This window comes from Pannonibacter sp. I15F10I1 (assembly GCF_900185665.1).
Classification (GTDB): domain Bacteria; phylum Pseudomonadota; class Alphaproteobacteria; order Rhizobiales; family Stappiaceae; genus Pannonibacter; species Pannonibacter indicus.
Map to the genome: position 1 here is coordinate 38482 of NZ_FYAN01000019.1, position 17727 is coordinate 56208.

The 17727-nt window shown below is 64.0% G+C and carries 13 protein-coding genes; 7 read left to right on the forward strand and 6 right to left on the reverse strand.

What is annotated here, in order from left to right; all coding sequences use genetic code 11:
• Positions 1–15 precede the first annotated feature (15 nt).
• The 4 genes from IF10I1_RS12535 (at position 16) to IF10I1_RS12550 (ending at position 5267) form a co-directional block, all read left to right on the forward strand.
• Positions 16–672, forward strand: a complete 657-nt coding sequence (locus IF10I1_RS12535; protein ID WP_186393088.1) for a ceramidase domain-containing protein — start codon at positions 16–18, stop codon at positions 670–672.
• A 78-nt stretch (positions 673–750) separates the two neighbouring features.
• On the forward strand, positions 751–3045 hold the full coding sequence (locus tag IF10I1_RS12540) for an NADP-dependent malic enzyme (RefSeq protein ID WP_058897795.1): 2295 nt from the start codon (positions 751–753) through the stop codon (positions 3043–3045).
• Between the two features lie 94 nt (positions 3046–3139).
• A complete protein-coding gene (locus IF10I1_RS12545; RefSeq protein WP_122519442.1) occupies positions 3140–3466 on the forward strand; it encodes a chorismate mutase in 327 nt (108 codons plus the stop codon).
• A 370-nt stretch (positions 3467–3836) separates the two neighbouring features.
• Complete coding sequence (locus tag IF10I1_RS12550) at positions 3837–5267, forward strand: DEAD/DEAH box helicase (RefSeq protein ID WP_123195596.1); 1431 nt, start codon at positions 3837–3839, stop codon at positions 5265–5267.
• 202 nt (positions 5268–5469) lie between these two features.
• Here the strand turns inward: IF10I1_RS12550 and glyS are convergent, their stop codons facing one another.
• On the reverse strand, positions 5470–7548 hold the full coding sequence (glyS, locus tag IF10I1_RS12555; RefSeq protein WP_186393089.1) for a glycine--tRNA ligase subunit beta: 2079 nt from the start codon (positions 7546–7548) through the stop codon (positions 5470–5472).
• A gap of 365 nt (positions 7549–7913) precedes the next feature.
• On the opposite strand from glyS, the gene IF10I1_RS12560 reads away from it, so the two are divergent.
• Positions 7914–9404, forward strand: coding sequence for a bifunctional diguanylate cyclase/phosphodiesterase (locus IF10I1_RS12560; protein ID WP_208977650.1), 1491 nt, complete (start codon positions 7914–7916; stop codon positions 9402–9404).
• A 175-nt stretch (positions 9405–9579) separates the two neighbouring features.
• Here IF10I1_RS12560 and IF10I1_RS12565 read toward each other — a convergent pair whose 3' ends face one another.
• From IF10I1_RS12565 to IF10I1_RS12585, 5 genes are all read right to left on the reverse strand, one after another.
• Positions 9580–10536, reverse strand: a complete 957-nt coding sequence (locus IF10I1_RS12565) for a glycine--tRNA ligase subunit alpha (protein ID WP_058897792.1) — start codon at positions 10534–10536, stop codon at positions 9580–9582.
• Between the two features lie 424 nt (positions 10537–10960).
• Positions 10961–11143, reverse strand: coding sequence for a hypothetical protein (locus tag IF10I1_RS12570; protein ID WP_050471935.1), 183 nt, complete (start codon positions 11141–11143; stop codon positions 10961–10963).
• A 96-nt stretch (positions 11144–11239) separates the two neighbouring features.
• The gene (locus IF10I1_RS12575; protein ID WP_058897791.1) at positions 11240–12103 is read right to left on the reverse strand and encodes a S49 family peptidase; all 864 of its coding nucleotides are present in this window, start codon (positions 12101–12103) and stop codon (positions 11240–11242) included.
• 51 nt (positions 12104–12154) lie between these two features.
• Entirely contained in the window at positions 12155–12865 is a 711-nt protein-coding gene (locus IF10I1_RS12580; protein ID WP_186393091.1) for a PilZ domain-containing protein, read from the reverse strand.
• A gap of 78 nt (positions 12866–12943) precedes the next feature.
• Positions 12944–13978 carry a uracil-DNA glycosylase family protein gene (locus IF10I1_RS12585; RefSeq protein WP_050471932.1) on the reverse strand — a complete coding sequence of 345 codons (1035 nt, stop codon included), beginning with the start codon at positions 13976–13978 and terminating at the stop codon, positions 12944–12946.
• Positions 13979–14247: 269 nt separating this feature from the next.
• On the opposite strand from IF10I1_RS12585, the gene IF10I1_RS12590 reads away from it, so the two are divergent.
• Together IF10I1_RS12590 and IF10I1_RS12595 are read left to right on the forward strand one after the other, a co-directional pair.
• Positions 14248–15924, forward strand: a complete 1677-nt coding sequence (locus IF10I1_RS12590; protein WP_186393092.1) for an electron transfer flavoprotein-ubiquinone oxidoreductase — start codon at positions 14248–14250, stop codon at positions 15922–15924.
• Positions 15925–16440: 516 nt separating this feature from the next.
• Positions 16441–17673 carry a cell wall hydrolase gene (locus IF10I1_RS12595; RefSeq protein WP_094462275.1) on the forward strand — a complete coding sequence of 411 codons (1233 nt, stop codon included), beginning with the start codon at positions 16441–16443 and terminating at the stop codon, positions 17671–17673.
• Positions 17674–17727 lie beyond the last annotated feature (54 nt).

Sequence of the window (17727 nt, forward strand, 5' to 3'; positions counted from 1 at the left end):
CGTGGAGGCGAAGGCATGAACTGGACGGAACCGCTGAACAATTACTGCGAGCGGCTGGACGCCAGTTTCTGGTCCGAGCCGGTCAATGCCATCACCAATGCCTCCTTCATTCTGGCGGCGCTGGTGGCCTTCCTGATGTGGCGCAAGCGGGCGCCGGGCGACTGGCTGGCTCTGGCGCTGATCCTGATCACACTGGCAACAGGCATCGGTTCCTTCCTGTTCCACACCTTCGCCAACCGCTGGTCGCTGCTGGCGGATGTCATCCCGATTGCCCTTTTCATCCATGTCTATCTCTTCGCGGCGCTGAGCCGCTTCCTGGGGCTGCGCTGGTACTGGGCGGTGGGCGTCACGCTTGTCTTCTTTGCCGCATCGCCCTTTGCCGGCCGGCTGTTTGCGCCGCTGGTGGGGTCTTCGGCCGGTTATGTTCCGGCGCTTGCCGCCATCTTCGTTGTCGCGGCGCTGGCCTTGCGCTCCAGCGCCCGGCTGGCGAAGGGCCTTGCGGCTGCCGGAGTGGTTTTTGCCGCCTCGCTGACCTTCCGCATGCTGGACATGCCGGTGTGCGACAGCCTCGCGCTGGGCACCCATTTCATGTGGCATATCCTCAACGGGTTGGTTCTCTTCCTGCTTTTGCGGCTGCTTTTGCCTGCAACCGGTGGAGCAGGTGCGAAATAAGGTTGAACCGCACGCGCGGATGGGCCATGCCTCCTTGAGGGAAAGGCGGCTGAGACCGCTGTTGAGACGAGAGGCGACATGAGCGACAAGAAACCGGCTGGAAGCGATCTCACAGAATCCGCACTGTTCTTCCACATGCATCCGCGCCCGGGCAAACTCGAGATCAAGGCCACCAAGCCGCTCGGTAACCAGCGCGATCTGGCTCTGGCCTACTCCCCCGGTGTTGCCGCTCCCTGCCTTGAAATTGCCCGTGACCCGTCCACGGCCGCGCTCTACACCTCCCGCGCCAATCTTGTGGCCGTGATTTCCAACGGCACCGCCGTGCTGGGCCTCGGCAACATCGGCCCGCTCGCCTCCAAGCCGGTGATGGAAGGCAAGGCCGTTCTGTTCAAGAAATTCGCCGGGATCGACGTCTTCGACATCGAGGTGGACGAACTCGACGTCGACCGGTTTGTCGATGCGGTTGCCGTTCTGGAGCCGACCTTCGGCGGCATCAACCTTGAGGACATCAAGGCGCCGGAGTGTTTCCAGATCGAGGCCAAGCTGCGCGAGCGGATGAACATTCCGGTGTTCCACGACGACCAGCACGGCACGGCGATCATCGTCGGTGCGGCGGTCAAGAATGCGCTGGAACTGGCCGGCAAGCCGATCGATCAGGTGAAGATCGTCGCCTCCGGCGCCGGTGCCGCCGCGCTCGCCTGCCTCAATCTCATCGTCTCCCTCGGCGCCAAGCGCGAGAACATCTGGGTCTCGGACATCGAGGGCGTTGTCTATGAAGGCCGCGAAGCCCTGATGGACCCGTGGAAGGGCATCTTCGCCCAGAAGACGGACAAGCGCACGCTGGGCGAGATCATCGAGGGTGCCGACGTGTTCCTCGGCCTGTCTGCCGCCGGTGTGCTGAAGCCGGAGATGGTCGCCAAGATGGCGCCGAACCCGCTGATCCTGGCGCTCGCCAACCCCAATCCGGAAATCATGCCGGAAGCCGCGCTGGCCGTGCGCGACGACGTTATGATGTGCACCGGCCGTTCGGACTTCCCGAACCAGGTGAACAACGTCCTGTGCTTCCCCTACATCTTCCGCGGCGCGCTGGATGTGGGCGCGACGGCGATCAACGAAGAGATGAAGCATGCAGCGGTGAAGGCCATCGCCGATCTTGCCAAGGAAGAGCCGTCAGACGTTGCCGCCCGGGCCTATGGCGGCGTGACCGAGACCTTCGGGCCGAAGTACCTGATCCCGTCGCCGTTCGATCAGCGCCTGATCCTGCGCATTGCACCGGCAGTCGCCCGTGCGGCCATGGAAACCGGTGTCGCCACGCGCCCGATCGAGGACTTTGACGCCTATCTCGACACGCTGAACCGCTTCGTCTTCCGCTCCGGCCTCGTGATGAAGCCGATCATCCAGGCCGCCACCCGCGAGCCGAAGCGCATCATCTATGCGGAAGGTGAGGACGAGCGCGTGCTGCGCGCGGCGCAGGTGCTGATCGAGGACAAGGTCGCGGTGCCGGTCCTCGTCGGCCGTCCGGACGTGCTGAAGGCCCGCTGCGAGCGTTTCGGCCTGAAGATCCGCCCGGGTGTGGACTTTGAGTTCGTCAACCCGCAGGACGATCCGCGCTACCGCGATTATGTGGAGGAGTATTTCTCCTGCGTCGGCCGCAAGGGCGTGCCGCATGATGCGGCGCGAACCATCGTGCGGACCAACTCCACCGTCATTTCGGCGCTGGCCGTGCGGCGCGGGGAAGCCGATGCGGTGATCTGCGGTCTTGAAGGCCGTTTCATCCGCCATCTGCGCGATATTCGCCAGATCATCGGCCTCAAGGCCGGTGTGCGCGACCTCTCGGCCCTGTCGCTGCTGATCAACGACCGTGGCGCGATCTTCCTCACCGACACCTTCGTCTCCGAGGATCCGGACGCGGAAGAGCTGGCCGAGATGGCACGGCTTGCTGCTGAGGAAATCCGCCGCTTCGGCATCGAGCCGAAGGTGGCGCTGCTGTCGGCCTCCAACTTCGGCTCGCGCGAACTGGCCTCTGCCGACAAGATGCGCAAGGCGCTGGACATCCTCTGGAAGGAATGCCCGGAGCTGGAAGTGGACGGCGACATGCACGGCGATTCGGCCCTGTCCGAACTGCTGCGCCAGCGCGTCATGCCGGACAGCCGCCTGAAGGGCGAAGCGAACCTGCTGCTCTTCCCGAATCTGGACGCGGCCAATATCGCGCTGAACCTGCTGAAGGTGGCGACGGAGGCCCTGCATGTCGGCCCGATCCTGCTCGGCACGGCCAAGCCCGCGCATATCCTCACCGGCTCGGTGACCTCGCGCGGCGTGGTCAACATGTCGGCTCTGGCCTGCGTCGAGGCGCAGAAGAAGGCGGAAGCCTGAGCCATCCATCCCGTCCACCTGCCGGAGCCAGCAGCACCGGCAGGCGCAACGGCGTTCATCCTCTCCGGCTTGGACAGGCAAAGGGCCTTTTGGAATGAAACCTGCGAAGGACTGCGTCACCAAGGGTGACATCCGGACCGAGATCGACCGGATCGACCAGCTTCTTCTGAAGCTTTTCGCCGAGCGGCAGACCTATGTGCGCCAGATGGCGCAGATCAAGCAGCACCCGGACGAAGCCTTTGATGCGGAGCGGATCGAGACCATGATCGAGCGCCTGCGCGGGCGGGCGGAAGACCTCGGACTGGAAGCCGGTCAGGCCGAAGCCGTCTGGCGTGTGCTGATCGACTGGAATGTCGATTATGAACGCCGCACCATTGCCGCCCGGCTGGGGCTCGCGCCGCAGGGCACCGTTTTATCTTGACTTTCAGGCTTCAGGCGCCGATACAGGCGCCAAGATACGGTTTGGCCGCCGCGTGAGCGGCCTGCGTCCTCTCCACGCGCCTGCCCCTCACATGTTGTTGCGGGGCGCCCGCAGATCCTGCGGTCTGGCAGATCCGGCCCTTCCCGAAAGGTGATCCGCGACGGAGACAGACAGGATGCGTGAGCCGTTCCGCGTCGCGCCAGAGGCTGCGATGCCTTTTCCCAGGTTCCCATTTCACGCGGGGTTCTGACGGTCCGGATTGCCATTTGGCCCGTGCCGTAACCGCCACGAAAGGCTGGTCCATCACGGGCCGGTCTACCTTGTGCGCGTGCCCTTTGATGCGGCAGGCGCGACAGTTGAAGGTTTTCATTTGACTCAGTTTGAAGCTCTCGGGCTTTCCCAGTCGATCCTCAAGGCCATCGCCGCTATCGGCTACGACCAGCCGACCCCGATCCAGCGCGAAGCCATCCCCCTCATTCTCGCCGGCAATGACCTGATGGGCCTTGCCCAGACCGGCACCGGCAAGACCGCCGCTTTCGGCCTGCCGCTGGTCGAGCGCATGCTCGCCAACCCCAAGCCGGCTCCGGCCCGCGCCACCCGCGCCCTGATCCTGGCGCCGACCCGCGAACTGGTGAACCAGATCGCACAGAACCTCATCGGCTTCATCAAGTCGACGCCGCTGCAGGTTGCCACCATCATGGGCGGTGTTTCCATCGGCCCGCAGATCAAGCGCATGTCCCGTGGCTGCGATATTCTCGTCGCCACGCCGGGCCGTCTGCTCGATCTGATCGACCGCAACGCCCTGCGCCTTGACCAGGTGGAATATCTGGTGCTGGACGAAGCCGACCAGATGCTGGACCTCGGCTTCATCCACGCCCTGCGCAAGATCGCCAATCTGGTGCCGAAAAAGCGCCAGACCCTGCTGTTCTCGGCCACCATGCCGAAGCAGATCGAGGAACTGTCCCGCTCCTACCTGACCGATCCGGTCCGCGTGGAAGTGGCCCCGGCTGGCCGCACGGCAGACAAGGTGACCCAGTGCGTTCACTTCGTCTCGAACGGCGACAAGATCAGCCTGCTGATCAACTGCCTGTCCGAGCGCCCCGACGATCTGTCGCTGGTCTTTGCCCGCACCAAGCATGGCGCGGACAAGGTGGTGCGCCGTCTGGAAGCTGCCGGTTTCAAGGCCAATGCCATCCATGGCAACAAGAGCCAGAACCAGCGTGACCGCGCCATCAAGGAACTGAAGTCCGGCGAGACCCGCATTCTCGTGGCCACCGATGTGGCTGCGCGCGGTATCGACATTCCGGGCGTCAGCCACGTCTACAACCTCGACCTGCCGGATGTGCCGGAAAGCTACGTGCACCGCATCGGCCGTACCGCCCGTGCAGGCGCCGATGGCGATGCCATCGCCTTCTGCGCACCGGACGAAATCGGCCTGCTGCGTGACATCGAGCGCCTGACCGGCCTCCGCATCCCCGTCGCCAGCGGTGAAGCTCCGGCCGAAGGCCGTGGTGCTGCCAAGCGCCCGGCACGCGGCGGCGGCCAGCAGGGCCGTGGCCAGGGCCAGGGACGCGAACAGGGACGTGGTGAACAGGGCCGTGGCTACGGTGCCCGTTCCGAAGGCGGCCGTGGCCGTGGTGAAGGCGGCAAGGGTGGCTTTGGCAATGGTCATGGCAAGCCGCATGGCGGTCAGGCCCGTAAGCCCGGCAGCGGCGGCCAGCGCCGCCCGCAGAACGGCGGCCCGGCCCAGATTGCCGCGCAGGTCCAGTCCCGCAGCGACCGCCGCGACGCCCGCCCGTAAGGGTAAGGCTGCTTCCGGTGTGAAAGTTTCAGGGCCCGGCGGGAAACCGCCGGGCCCTATTGATTGAAAGCCTTCTCCATCGTCTTCCCGGACGCGCTTGCGCGATCCGGGAAGACGATGGAGAAGCTTCATGTTCTCCAAACAAAAGAAAGCCCGCAGCGGTGGCGTTCCGCTGCGGGCTTTCTGTTTCAGGTGGCTGAACTCAGCCGGCGACCTTGGAGAAGTCGGCGACGAGGCCGGCGATGTCGCGGATTTCGGCGAGGAGCTTCAGGCGGTTGGCGCGCAGCTCCGCTTCATCGGCGTTGACGAGGATGTCGGCAAAGAACCGGTCGACCGGGGCGCGCAGGGCGGCGAGGGCCTCCATCGCGGCGGCGAAGTCTTCGCCCGAAAGCGCCTCGCTGACCGCAGCGCGAGCCGTGTCGATGGCGCTGGCCAGTGCAATCTCGGCCTCTTCGCGGAAGTGGCTTGCGACCGGGCGTCCGGAAACGGCGGCGCCGTCCTTCTTTTCCTCGGCCTTGAGGATGTTGACCGCACGCTTGTAACCCGCCAGCAGGTTGGCGCCGTCCTCGGTGGCAAGGAATGCCCCCAGAGCCTCGACGCGGCGCACGACCATCAGCAGGTCATCCTGCCCGCCAAGGGCAAAGACCGCATCGATCAGATCATGCCGCGCACCTTCCTCCTTCAGATGGACCTTGAGACGGTCGGCGAAGAAGGAGAGGAGGTCCGCCGTGGTGGCAGAGGCATCGGCACCGCGCGCGCCAATCTGCGGCGCGGCGATGCCGCCAAGCCGCAGCCGCAGCTTGTTTTCCAGAATGATGCGGATGACGCCAAGGGCGGCGCGGCGCAGGGCGAAGGGGTCTTTGGAGCCGGTCGGCTTTTCGTCGATGGCCCAGAAGCCGGCGAGAAGATCCAGCTTGTCGGCGAGCGCAACGGCGATGGCCACCGCATCGGTGGGCACGCGGTCGGACGGGCCCTGCGGCCGGTAATGGTCCTCGATGGCCGTAGCGACGGCGGCGCTTTCGCCCTGGTGTGTGGCGTAGTAGCGGCCCATCAGACCCTGCAGCTCGGGGAACTCGCCAACCATGCCGGAGACGAGGTCGGCCTTGGCCAGACGCGCAGCGCGGCGGGCCTCGTCAGCGTCAGCACCGCATGAAGGGGCCAGTCCTGCAGCCAGTGCCTCAAGGCGCTTCACGCGCTCGCCCTGCGAGCCGAGCTTCTCGTGGAAGACGATGCTGTCCAGCTTCGGCAGGTTATCTTCCAGCCGGGTCTTGAGGTCCGTTTCCCAGAAGAAGCGCGCGTCGGACAGGCGGGCGCGGATCACCTTCTCGTTGCCTGCGATGATCGTCTTGCCGCCATCGGCCGCAATCAGGTTCGAGGTCAGCACGAAGCGGTTGGCAAGGCGGCCCGTTGCCGGGTTGCGAAGCACGAAGCACTTCTGATTGGCGCGGATGGTCAGGCGGATGCACTCGTCCGGGATCGACAGGAACGCCTCGTCGAAGGAGCCCGTCAGCACCACCGGCCATTCCACCAGTCCGGCGACTTCCTCCAGCAGGCCTTCGTCTTCCACCAGCTCCAGCCCCAGCGCCATGGCCTGATCGCGCGCATCATGCACGATCACGTCCTTGCGCCGGTCGGCATCGAGGATGACCTTCTGCTTTTCCAGCTTGGTCATGTAGTCGTCGAAGCGGCGGACGGTGAAGGTCTCGTTGCCGTGGAAGCGGTGGCCGCGCGTCGTGTTGCCCGCGGTGATGCCGTCGATGTCGAAGGCGATCACTTCCGGCTCTTCCGTTTCCGGGCCGAAGGTGGCGACGATGGACTTCAGCGGGCGCACCCAGCGCAGGGTGCCGGAGCCCCAGCGCATGGATTTGGGCCAGGGGAAGTTGCGGATGATGCCGGGCACCACCTCCGCGATGATCTGTTCCGCCGGGCGGCCCGGCTTCTCGATGACGGCGATATAGAACTCGCCCTTCTTCGGGTCGCTCTGGATCGTGGCTTCCTCGATGGAGGAAAGGCCCGCGCCGCGCAGGAAGCCTTCCAGCGCCTGCGCCGGGGAGCCGACGCGCGGGCCCTTGCGCTCTTCGCGGGTGGCCTTCGAGGCAACGGGCAGGCCGGCGATATGCAGGGCAAGGCGGCGGGGCGTGGCAAAGGCCTTTGCGCCCTCATAGGTCAGACCGGCTTCCACCAGCGCATTGGTGACCAGTGACTTCAGGTCATCGGCAGCACGGCGCTGCATGCGGGCAGGGATTTCCTCGCTGAACAGTTCAAGCAGGAGATCGGGCATGGGTCTGAACCTTCGATAGAAAACATCAGGGCAGGGCGCGGGCAAGCACTCGCACACCGCAGCGCGTGTGCCTACCAAGCCCGGCCAAAAATGTCACCCCCAACCTTGCGGCAGCGCCGCGAAATGGCGCCTTTTCCGCCTTCAGCGCAAATTCCGTTGGGGCATGTTTGGGGAGCGTGTGCAGATTTAAGAGGTTCGTTTCATGCTTTCTCAATGGGATTCAAGAGATAATCTATTGAACGCAGACTGGAGCTGGCCCGGACGTGGCAAAAATAACAGTAACAAAGAGATTAGAAGGCGCAATACTTTTAGTTGCTCGAAATAAGTTGTGCTTACCAATAATTGTGTTTGTTGCGCTGTTTGTGATGTCTTTGGCTGCATCTTCTGCTTTAGTCACCGAACGGCGTGACTGGCTATATGCTGCTGTAATCGTTCTTTCTTTTCTATTCAGCGCTGCTGCCGGTGCCTGGGTTGGCTCTGTCCGCAAGACACATGAACTGTCTGATGCCCTGGAAGAAGCAGAGGCCTCGCTGACGCAGGCGCAGGCGCAGGCCCAGCATGATCCGCTGACCGGCCTGCCGAACCGGCGTCATATCGAGATGGTGTTTCCATCCATGGTGCACATGATGGAGCCGGACGAGTTCCGCGCTGTCATCATGATGGACATTGATGGCTTCAAGCCGGTCAACGATGTCTATGGCCACAGCTTCGGCGATCTTCTGCTCAAGGAGTTCGCCGGCCGCCTGATCGAGGCCGTGGGCGAGGGCGGGCTTGTCGCCCGGCTGGGCGGGGATGAGTTTGCCATCGTCACCGGGGTTCTGGCCAACAAGGATGCGGCTGCGGGCGTCGCGCGGCGGGTGCTGAACCGGGTGCAGGAGCCCTTCCTCATCGGCGCCCGGCAGGTCACGGTGGGCTCTGGCATCGGCATCGCCGTTTTTCCGGACAATGGCTATTCCATCGTCGAGCTGCTGCGCCGGGCCGATGTGGCGCTGTACCGAGCCAAGACGTCCGGCCGTTCCACGTTCCGCTTCTTCGAGACGGAAATGGATGCGGCGATCCTGCACCGCACGCTGCTGGAGCAGCGGTTGCGCGGAGCGATTGCCAGCAACCAGATCAGCCCCCACTTCCAGCCGATCTGGAACCTGCGCAGCGAGAAGATTGCTGGCTTCGAGGCTCTGGCCCGCTGGACGGACCGGGACTTCGGCAAGGTGCCTCCTTCGCATTTCATTCCCATCGCGGAAGACTGCGGCCTGATGCCGGAGCTGACCGACCACCTTCTGACGAAATCCTGCGAGGCGGCACTGCGCTGGCCTGACGACGTCTATCTGTCTTTCAACCTGTCGCCGGTGCAACTGCACGACCGGATGCTGCCGCTGCGCATCCTGACCATTCTGGGCAACACCGGCTTTCCGCCGGAGCGGCTGGAAATCGAGATCACGGAGAATGCCCTCATCAAGGACCCCAAGACGGCGCGGGAGATCCTCGGCCAGCTTTCGGATGCGGGCATCCGCATTGCGCTGGATGACTTCGGCACCGGACATTCCAGTCTCAGGTATCTCAGGGACTTCCGTGTCGACCGCATCAAGATCGACCGGTCCTTCATCGCGGGCATGGGAGAGGGGGGCGAGAACGCCGCCATCGTCCGCGCCATTCTGGGGCTTGCGGCGGGCCTTGGTATCGAGGCCATTGCCGAGGGGATCGAATTGCAGGAGCAGCGGGCGCAGCTGCGCCACGAAGGCTGCAACTACGGGCAGGGTTTCCTGTTTTCCCATGCGGTCAGCGCGGAAGATGCTTATGCCCTGCTCTGCGCCAACATTGCCCGCCAGCAGAGCCTGGATGCCTCGTCTCCTGCTTGAGCATTTTCAAGGCGTCAAGCCCGTGCGGCGCTTGAGCATTTTCAAGGCGTGATGCGTCAGCATCGAAAGCCTTGGTATCAACATCGAAAGCCCTGGTATGAGGCGCAAAAAGGGGCACCCGCTGTGCGGATGCCCCTCTGTCATGTCTGCCGGATTTTGACGGTGAAAGGCGGTCTCAGCCCGAATAGCCGACGCCGCCCGCTGCCGTCTGCAGGAAGGCGCCGCCGCAGGCCTTGGCCAGCTCGCGCACCCGCAGGATGTAGCTCTGGCGTTCGGTCACCGAAATCACGCCGCGTGCATCCAGCAGATTGAAGGCGTGGCTGGCCTTGATGCACTGGTCATAGGCGGGAAGCACCATCTGATGCACATCGGCGCCGGCGGCTTCCTTCGCCGCTTCGCCAGCAGCGAGCAGGCGGCGGCATTCTTCTTCCGCATCGCGGAAGTGGCGGAACAGCATCTCTGTGTCCGCATGCTCGAAATTATGCCGGGAATACTCCTGCTCGGCCTGCAGGAACACATCGCCATAGGTGATCTTGTCCGCGCCTTCGCGGCCGTTGTAATTCAGGTCATAGACGTTATCGACGCCCTGAATATACATGGCCAGGCGCTCCAGCCCGTAGGTCAGTTCCCCGGAGACGGGTGAGCACTCGAAACCGGCCACCTGCTGGAAATAGGTGAACTGCGACACTTCCATGCCGTCACACCAGCATTCCCAGCCAAGGCCCCAGGCGCCGAGGGTGGGGCTCTCCCAGTCGTCCTCCACGAAACGCACGTCATGCACCGACGGGTCGAGGCCGATGGCGTAGAGGCTGTTGAGATAGAGTTCCTGCAGGTTCTCCGGCGAAGGCTTCAGGATCACCTGAAACTGGTAATAGTGCTGCAGGCGGTTCGGGTTCTCGCCATAACGGCCGTCGGAGGGGCGGCGCGAGGGCTGCACATAGGCTGCCTTCCACGGGCGCGGCCCAAGCGAGCGCAGCGTCGTCGCCGGATGGAACGTGCCTGCTCCCACTTCCATGTCATAGGGCTGCAGCACGACGCAGCCCTGATCCGCCCAGTAGCGCTGCAGGGTCAGGATCAGCGCCTGAAAGGAATTTTCAGGGCGCATGTGGTCCGGAAGGGTTTCATTCGGCATCTGGCATTTCCCGGTCGTTCGAGACGGAGAGGGCACGGCGCAGCTGGCCGCCGCCCTGATTGGCCGGAGAGGTGCCACGGAGGCGGGACAAGGTCAAGCCGCCCCGCACGCAGGCGCGTGATTTGGGTGCGAGTCTGCCGGAGGCAAAGCCCCGCCTATGGCCGCAGCGACCCTCTCCCCCCTTGAGGGGGAGATGTCTGCGCCAGCAGACAGAGGGGGGAGCTGCGCTTCGGAAACGCAGGAGCTCTCTCACAAACGGACAGTCAGTTACCCCTCTCTGCCCCCTGCCGGGGGCATCTCCCCCTCAAGGGGGGAGAGGAACTGGTGCCTGGCTGACAGTCCGGAATGAATGCTGACAGCCGCCGGAGGATCAGTCCTGCGGCCGGTAACGGCCCGATCAGTCCTGCGGCTGGTAACGGCCCGATCAGTCTTGCGGCCGGTAACGACCGGTGCTGGGGTCGAGCTTCAGCGTCACCGGAATGGGCGTGCCCGGCGCGGGACGAACCTTCGACAGGCGCTGGTCCACCTTGGCCATCTCACGGCGCATGACGCGAGCAAGAAGGAGACCGGCGGTTCCGGCAAGGGCGAGGATGGCGAGAGGATGCATGAGGAATATCTCCAGATGATGTGCAATCCTCCCGCCCGATCGTGGCGGAGGCAAGGCAAAAGGGGCCTCAAGCTGTGGCGTCCCGGTCAAAAAATGTCACAGACCGTAACGGGCCCACAGGCTGCGGCTTTCGAGAGCGCCCAGCACGTCCTCCGTCAGGGCGCCTGCGTTCAGCGTGGCCCCGATGCCGCCGCCAACGCCGCCTGAGGATCTGCGGCCGAACAGCCCGCGCGGCTGGCTGATCAGCACCGGCTGCGCCTTCTCACCGAACCGTTCCTTCAGCACGGAGACAAGATCTCCCTCCCTGTCGGCAAGGCCGAGACTGCAGGCGGTGCGTCCGGTCCAGAACAGGCCGCTGAACAGATCCGGATCCTGTGAGAGCAGCTCCCCGCGCCGGTCCTTGACCATGGAGATGAACACGTCGTGGATTTCGGCCTGCAGCGACTTCAGATGCGCCACGTCTTCCGGGTTCTCCGGGCTGAAGGCGTCCAGCGACACCTTGCGGGTGCCTGCGGTATAGACGCGCCGTTCCACGCCGATCTTGCTGATGAGTTCGGTAAAGCCAAAGCCAGCGGAGACGACGCCGATGGAGCCGACCACGGAGGACGGATCGACGATGATTTCATCGCCTGCGATGGCGATCATATAGCCGCCGGATGCCGCCACATCCTCCACGAACACAAGCACCTGCTTGCCATGTTCTTCGGCAAGGGCGCGGATGCGGGTGTAGATGAGGCGGGACTGCACGGGTGAGCCGCCGGGGGAGTTGATGATCAGCGCCACGGCGGGGGCCTTCTTCATCGAGAAGGCCCGTTCGAGCGGTTTGGCCACGGACGCGAGCGTGAGGCCGCTGCGCAAAGGGCCGGTACTGCCAATGACGCCCTGCAGGCGGACCACAGGAATGGCGGCGCCGCCACGCCCGAGGAGTTTCTTCAGTCTGGTTTTGATTGCTGTCAGCATGAAATCCCGTTCCGGCTTGCCAGGGCAGGCGGTGATGCCTGCCAGTGAGCATTAGATAGTGCCGCGCGCGAGAAAATCAGCCTTTGTCTTGGCCGCCAGCTGGCTGACAGCTTCCCAGTTGAGGCGCAGGCCCGCCCCCTCATCGTCGCACCACATGACTTCCGCGACGATGGCGCGGGGCATGCCCAGCACGCGCAGATGGATGGTTTTGCCCAGATGCTTGACGCCGGCCGCCTGTACGCGGCATCCGGAACGGGCGGCATCGACGATGCGCCCCGTGACGCGGCGTGTGCGTTCAGGGTCCGTCAGCACCACCTGGATCGAGACGGCGCGGCGCGCTTCCTTGCGCTGGCTTTCGGCATCGCCCGCCACCCCTGCAAAGACAATCGTTGCATCATTGCCGTTGATCGAAGTCACCGTCGCTGCGCGGAGGCTTTTTTCGTCGCTGAAGCGCAGGGCGATGTTCTTCTGCAGCAGCGTGATATCGGGAGAGGAGAGAAGGCACCCCCACTGTGTGAGGTTGCTGATGGACGCCGGAATGCAGGTCAGGCGCTCGATGTCGATGGCCAGAACAGTCTGAGCCGCTTGCGTATCAGGTGCAGGCTTGGCCCTGCGGGGGGCTGCGAAACCGGATGGGGTCCCGGCCGCTGCAGGCTTGACCACGGCCACAATTCCGCCGTCCGGCCCGGATGGTTTTTCCGGCGCCTTTTCCGCTGTCTGGTCCGGCCTTTGCCGCCTTGTCGAGAATGCCGTATCTGTCATCGCCCACGATGCCCCGCCCAACATAATAGAGCTAGCTGATACAACTTTAACAATGGGTATACTTAAGGGCTCGCCCGGTCATCCAATTGCGTCACTTGCGCTGGAAAGTGCTTGTCTCAACGCAAGGAAGTCCCGCCAGGCAAGCCGTTTTTCCAGTGGGCTGCGCAGGAGATAGGCCGGGTGATAGGTCGCGATGGCGCGGATCTTCCGCCCGCCCGCATCATAATCCATCCAGCGCCCGCGCATGCGCCGGATACCATCCGTGTTGCCTGTCAGCGCCTTGGCGGACGCAGCGCCCAGAAAGACCAGAAAGTCCGGGTTGGCGAGTTCGATCTGCCGGGCGATGAAAGGACGGCAGATTTCCGTTTCCTGCGGTGTCGGCGTGCGGTTGCCCGGCGGGCGCCAGGGCACGACATTGGCGATATAGACGGACGATCTGTCGAGCCCGATGGCCGCCAGCATCCGGTCCAGCAACTGCCCGGAGCGGCCGATGAAGGGCACGCCGGACAGATCCTCGTCCCGGCCCGGCGCTTCGCCCACCAGCATCACCCGGGCGGACGGGTTGCCATCGGCAAAGACCAGCGACTTGGCTGTGAGGCGCAGATTGCAGCCGTTGAAGGCGGCAAGGCAGGCCTTCAGGTCTTCCAGCGTTGCGGCTGACTTTGCCGCTTCGCGGGCAGACTTCACCGCCTGTTCGCCGGGGATGACCGCCGGATCCGTGGAGGCAGAAACAGGTGCCTGCGCCTGCGGTTCGGGCGCGGCATTGCGGTTGAGTGACGGCAGATTGAGAGGCGGCGGGGCGGCTTGACCGGCAATGCGTGACTGAACCGGACCCTGACCGTAATCTTGCGGGCTGAAACCGCCGCCGCGCGGGTCCGCCATGCCAGGGCCTGCATCAAAGCTGCGGCCCGGCGCTGCCGGCATGCCCTGCGGTCCCGGCGCTCCGCGCGACTGGCGCGCCATCGCAGCCTGCTCTGCTTCCAGCGCCGACTGGGCAAAACGGTCGATGACGTCATCTTCCACCCAGCCATCCACACCGGCGCCCTGAAGAAAGTCCAGAAGCGCCTCGATGTGCCGGGCCGTCAGGCCAGATGCTGAGAAAGACGTGATCATGCCGCCAATGTAACGGGAGATGGCGCAAACACAACATGCCTTGCCCCGCTCTCCCGTGATATCGGTTCCATTCCTGCGGCAAGCTGACGGGTTGACTAACGCTTACGTTAACGTAAAGTCTCAACCAGCCGAAACGGAGGAATTGCAGGTCCACTTGAGCTGCTCTAAAGAGGACGCGACGCTTAGACAGTCAAGCGGGCAGGGTGGGGCCGCCTGCTGCAATTGCGCCAGTCTGTTCGCAGTCTGGCGTGCTTGAGAGGGAGAGTGCGATGACGGAAGAGCTTGAGCTGCCCGAGCGCGAAAGCATGGATTTTGACGTGGTGATTGTCGGTGCTGGCCCCGCAGGCCTTTCCGCCGCCATTCGCCTCAAGCAGATTGCCAACGAGAAGGGCGAAGAGCTGTCCGTCGTGGTCCTGGAAAAGGGCTCGGAAGTGGGCGCGCACATTCTCTCTGGCGCAGTCATTGACCCGATTGCCTTGGACCGCCTGCTGCCGGACTGGCGCAGCGAGGACACGCCCATCAAGACGGCGGTGACGGCTGACCATTTCCTCGTGCTGGGACCTGCCGGTTCCATGCGCCTGCCGAATGTTTTGATGCCCAAGCTGATGAACAACCACGGCAATTACATCGTTTCGCTGGGCAATGTCTGCCGCTGGCTGGCCACCAAGGCCGAAGAGCTGGGCGTGGAGATCTACCCCGGCTTTGCCGCCGCCGAAGTGCTCTATGACGGCGAGGGCAAGGTTGTCGGCGTTGCCACCGGTGACATGGGCATTGGCCGTGATGGCAAGCCCAACCACAGCTACACCCGCGGCATGGAGCTGCGCGGCAAATACGTGCTGATTGCCGAAGGCGTGCGCGGTTCGCTGGCCAAGCAGCTCATCTCCCGCTTCGAGCTGGACAAGGATGCGGATGTGCCGAAATTCGGCATCGGCATCAAGGAACTGTGGCAGATCGATCCGGCAAAGCATCAGCTGGGTCTGGTGCAGCATTCCTTCGGCTGGCCGCTGGACAACCGCACGGGCGGCGGCTCCTTCCTCTACCATCTGGAGGACAATCAGGTCGCCGTCGGCTTCGTGGTGCATCTCAACTACCAGAACCCGCACCTGTCGCCCTTCGACGAGTTCCAGCGCTTCAAGACCCATCCGGCGATCCGTGACACCTTCGAGGGCGGCAAGCGCCTTGCCTATGGTGCTCGCGCCATCACCGAGGGTGGCTACCAGTCGGTGCCGAAGCTCTCTTTCCCCGGTGGCCTGCTGATCGGCTGCTCCGCCGGTTTCGTCAACGTGCCGCGCATCAAGGGCTCGCACAACGCTATGCTCTCCGGCATGATCGCAGCCGAGCATGTGATGGAGGCGCTGGGCCGGGGTGAGGCGAATGCCGAACTGACGGCCTTTGACACCGCCTGGCGCGAAAGCGACATCGGCAAGGACCTGAAGAAGGTGCGCAACGTCAAGCCGCTGTGGTCGCGCTTCGGTGCGGTCATGGGCGTCATGCTGGGCGGCCTCGACATGTGGACGAACGAACTGTTCGGCTTCTCCTTCTTCGGCACCATGAAGCACGGCAAGACCGACGCGCAGAGCCTGAAGCCGGCCGCAGAGTGCAAGCCGATTGCCTATCCCAAGCCCGATGGGGTCGTGTCCTTCGACAAGCTGTCCTCGGTGTTCCTGTCCAACACCAACCACGAGGAGGATCAGCCGGTCCACCTGAAGGTGAAGGACATGGCGCTGCAAAAGGCGTCCGAGCACGACGTCTACGGCGGCCCATCGAACCGCTATTGCCCGGCCGGCGTCTATGAATGGGTTGAGGAAGGCGAGGGCGCGCCCCGCTTCCAGATCAACGCGCAGAACTGCGTCCACTGCAAGACCTGCGACATCAAGGACCCCAACGGCAACATCACCTGGACGGTGCCCGAAGGCTCCGGCGGTCCGAACTACCCGAACATGTGATCCTTCTTCAGCCCCCGGCGAGCCCAGCTTTCCGGGGGCTGTTTTTTGGGGGGGGCAAACAGGAGCACTCCCGCGCCGTCCCGCAGATTCTGCGTCGTCCCGGACGAAGCGAAGCGGAGATCCGGGAACCACTCGCTTCCAGAGCGATGAGACGTGTTGACGCCGGAACGGCTTGCATCGGGCGAGAGCCTGCCGCCAGGCTCTGGGCAATCGCCCTTCTCTGCAAACGAGTAGTCCCCGGCTCGCGCTACGCTTGGCCGGGGTGACTCAGTGCTGGTTACAGCGCCGGTGCATGGGCGTATGGCGGCAGGCGGGGGCTTCGCTGTTCAAATCATTCAACGCCTTAACCATGTCCAGCGTCCGCAAGAAAAATTAACGCAGGGGCAGACTGGAAATTTCGCGGCATTAACTCCTTCTCAAGGTTAACAGGACAAACTCAAGATCAAAGCTTGAAGGAATGTCCCCCGTTGCGTTCGCGGTCCTGTAAAGGCGCGGAAGGTTGGAGTTGCGTTGCGTATGTTCGGCCCCGTTTATCTCTGCGGCAAGCCCATCCGTCCGCGCCGGCGCTTCAAGCTCCGTCACGCGCTGGCCGCCGCCCCCCTCGCTTTCATCGGTCTCACCGGCTCCATCGGCCAGCAGGATATCAGTGCACTGATGTCAGCAGGCGGCATGCCATCCTGGATGCAGGCGCTGGAGACCGTCGATTTCAGCTCGCAGCTGCCTCCCACTTTGACACTGGCACAGGCAACGCCCCTGCCGGCGCCGGAGCTGACGCTGGAAGGCGTCACTGTATCGGCACCGCAGGGCATGCAGAACACCGTGATCAAGGGGCTTGAGCCTCTGGTGCGCGAGACGCTGCCGACGGAAGTGCCGGACGAGATCCGGATCAACCGCACCGGCAAAGGCGACCGTTTCATGTCGATGGCGCCGGACCGGGAGATGCTGGAGCAGGCTTCCGGCTCGGTCTATGCCATGGCCAGCCTCATTGGAAACGGCGGTCAGGCCGACATGCCGCGCGTTGCCTTCGTCAAGCCCGAGCCGCTGACGGCCGATCAGCGCAATCAGTTTGCCAGCGCCGCCAAGCAGCCGAAGGGCAGCCGCAGCAAGGGCACGGAGGAAGCGGGCGAGCCGATGGATCTGCAGCGCATGATGATGGCGCGCAACGCGGCTGCGGCAGGCTTCTCGCTCGTCTCGGCCTATGCGCCGGAAGCGGCCGATACCTCCCGCGATCCGTTTACGGCTCTGTTCGGTCCGCAGTATGAAGTGGACCTGCCGCCGCCGGAAGATCCGCAGAACCCGCATTGGTGGGCGCAGAAGCCGTTGCCGCTGTCTGTTGTGGAGCCCAAGGAACAGCGCTGCATGGCCGAGGCGATCTACTTCGAGGCACGGGGCGAATCCGAGGAGGGGCAGGTCGCGGTGGCTCAGGTGGTGCTGAACCGGGTGAAGAACCCGGCCTATCCGAACTCCATCTGCGAAGTGGTCTATCAGAACCAGAACAGGCGCAACCAGTGCCAGTTCTCCTTCGCCTGTGACGGCATCCCGGACCGGATCACCTCGCAGGCCGCCTGGACCAAGGCGCAGCGCCTTGCCAAGGAAGTGGTCTCGGGTCAGCAATATCTGAAGATGGTGGATGCCTCCACGCACTATCACGCCACCTACGTGAAGCCGCGCTGGGCCGGTGAAATGAACAAGCGCGGCCAGATCGGCCTGCACATCTTCTACAAGACCAAGGCCGGCGGCTGGAACTGAGGCTGATCAGGAAATGTGAGGGGCGGGAGAACTGCCCCCGTCGTCGTCCCGGAC

Coding starts and splice junctions, on each gene's coding strand:
- IF10I1_RS12575 (WP_058897791.1), bottom strand. CDS start 12,103: ATGCTGACAGCAATCAAAACCAGACTGAAGAAACTCCTCGGGCGTGGC.
- IF10I1_RS12535 (WP_186393088.1), top strand. CDS start 16: ATGAACTGGACGGAACCGCTGAACAATTACTGCGAGCGGCTGGACGCC.
- IF10I1_RS12585 (WP_050471932.1), bottom strand. CDS start 13,978: ATGATCACGTCTTTCTCAGCATCTGGCCTGACGGCCCGGCACATCGAG.
- IF10I1_RS12580 (WP_186393091.1), bottom strand. CDS start 12,865: ATGACAGATACGGCATTCTCGACAAGGCGGCAAAGGCCGGACCAGACA.
- IF10I1_RS12590 (WP_186393092.1), top strand. CDS start 14,248: ATGACGGAAGAGCTTGAGCTGCCCGAGCGCGAAAGCATGGATTTTGAC.
- IF10I1_RS12560 (WP_208977650.1), top strand. CDS start 7,914: ATGTCTTTGGCTGCATCTTCTGCTTTAGTCACCGAACGGCGTGACTGG.
- IF10I1_RS12595 (WP_094462275.1), top strand. CDS start 16,441: ATGTTCGGCCCCGTTTATCTCTGCGGCAAGCCCATCCGTCCGCGCCGG.
- IF10I1_RS12545 (WP_122519442.1), top strand. CDS start 3,140: ATGAAACCTGCGAAGGACTGCGTCACCAAGGGTGACATCCGGACCGAG.
- IF10I1_RS12570 (WP_050471935.1), bottom strand. CDS start 11,143: ATGCATCCTCTCGCCATCCTCGCCCTTGCCGGAACCGCCGGTCTCCTT.
- glyS (WP_186393089.1), bottom strand. CDS start 7,548: ATGCCCGATCTCCTGCTTGAACTGTTCAGCGAGGAAATCCCTGCCCGC.
- IF10I1_RS12565 (WP_058897792.1), bottom strand. CDS start 10,536: ATGCCGAATGAAACCCTTCCGGACCACATGCGCCCTGAAAATTCCTTT.
- IF10I1_RS12540 (WP_058897795.1), top strand. CDS start 751: ATGAGCGACAAGAAACCGGCTGGAAGCGATCTCACAGAATCCGCACTG.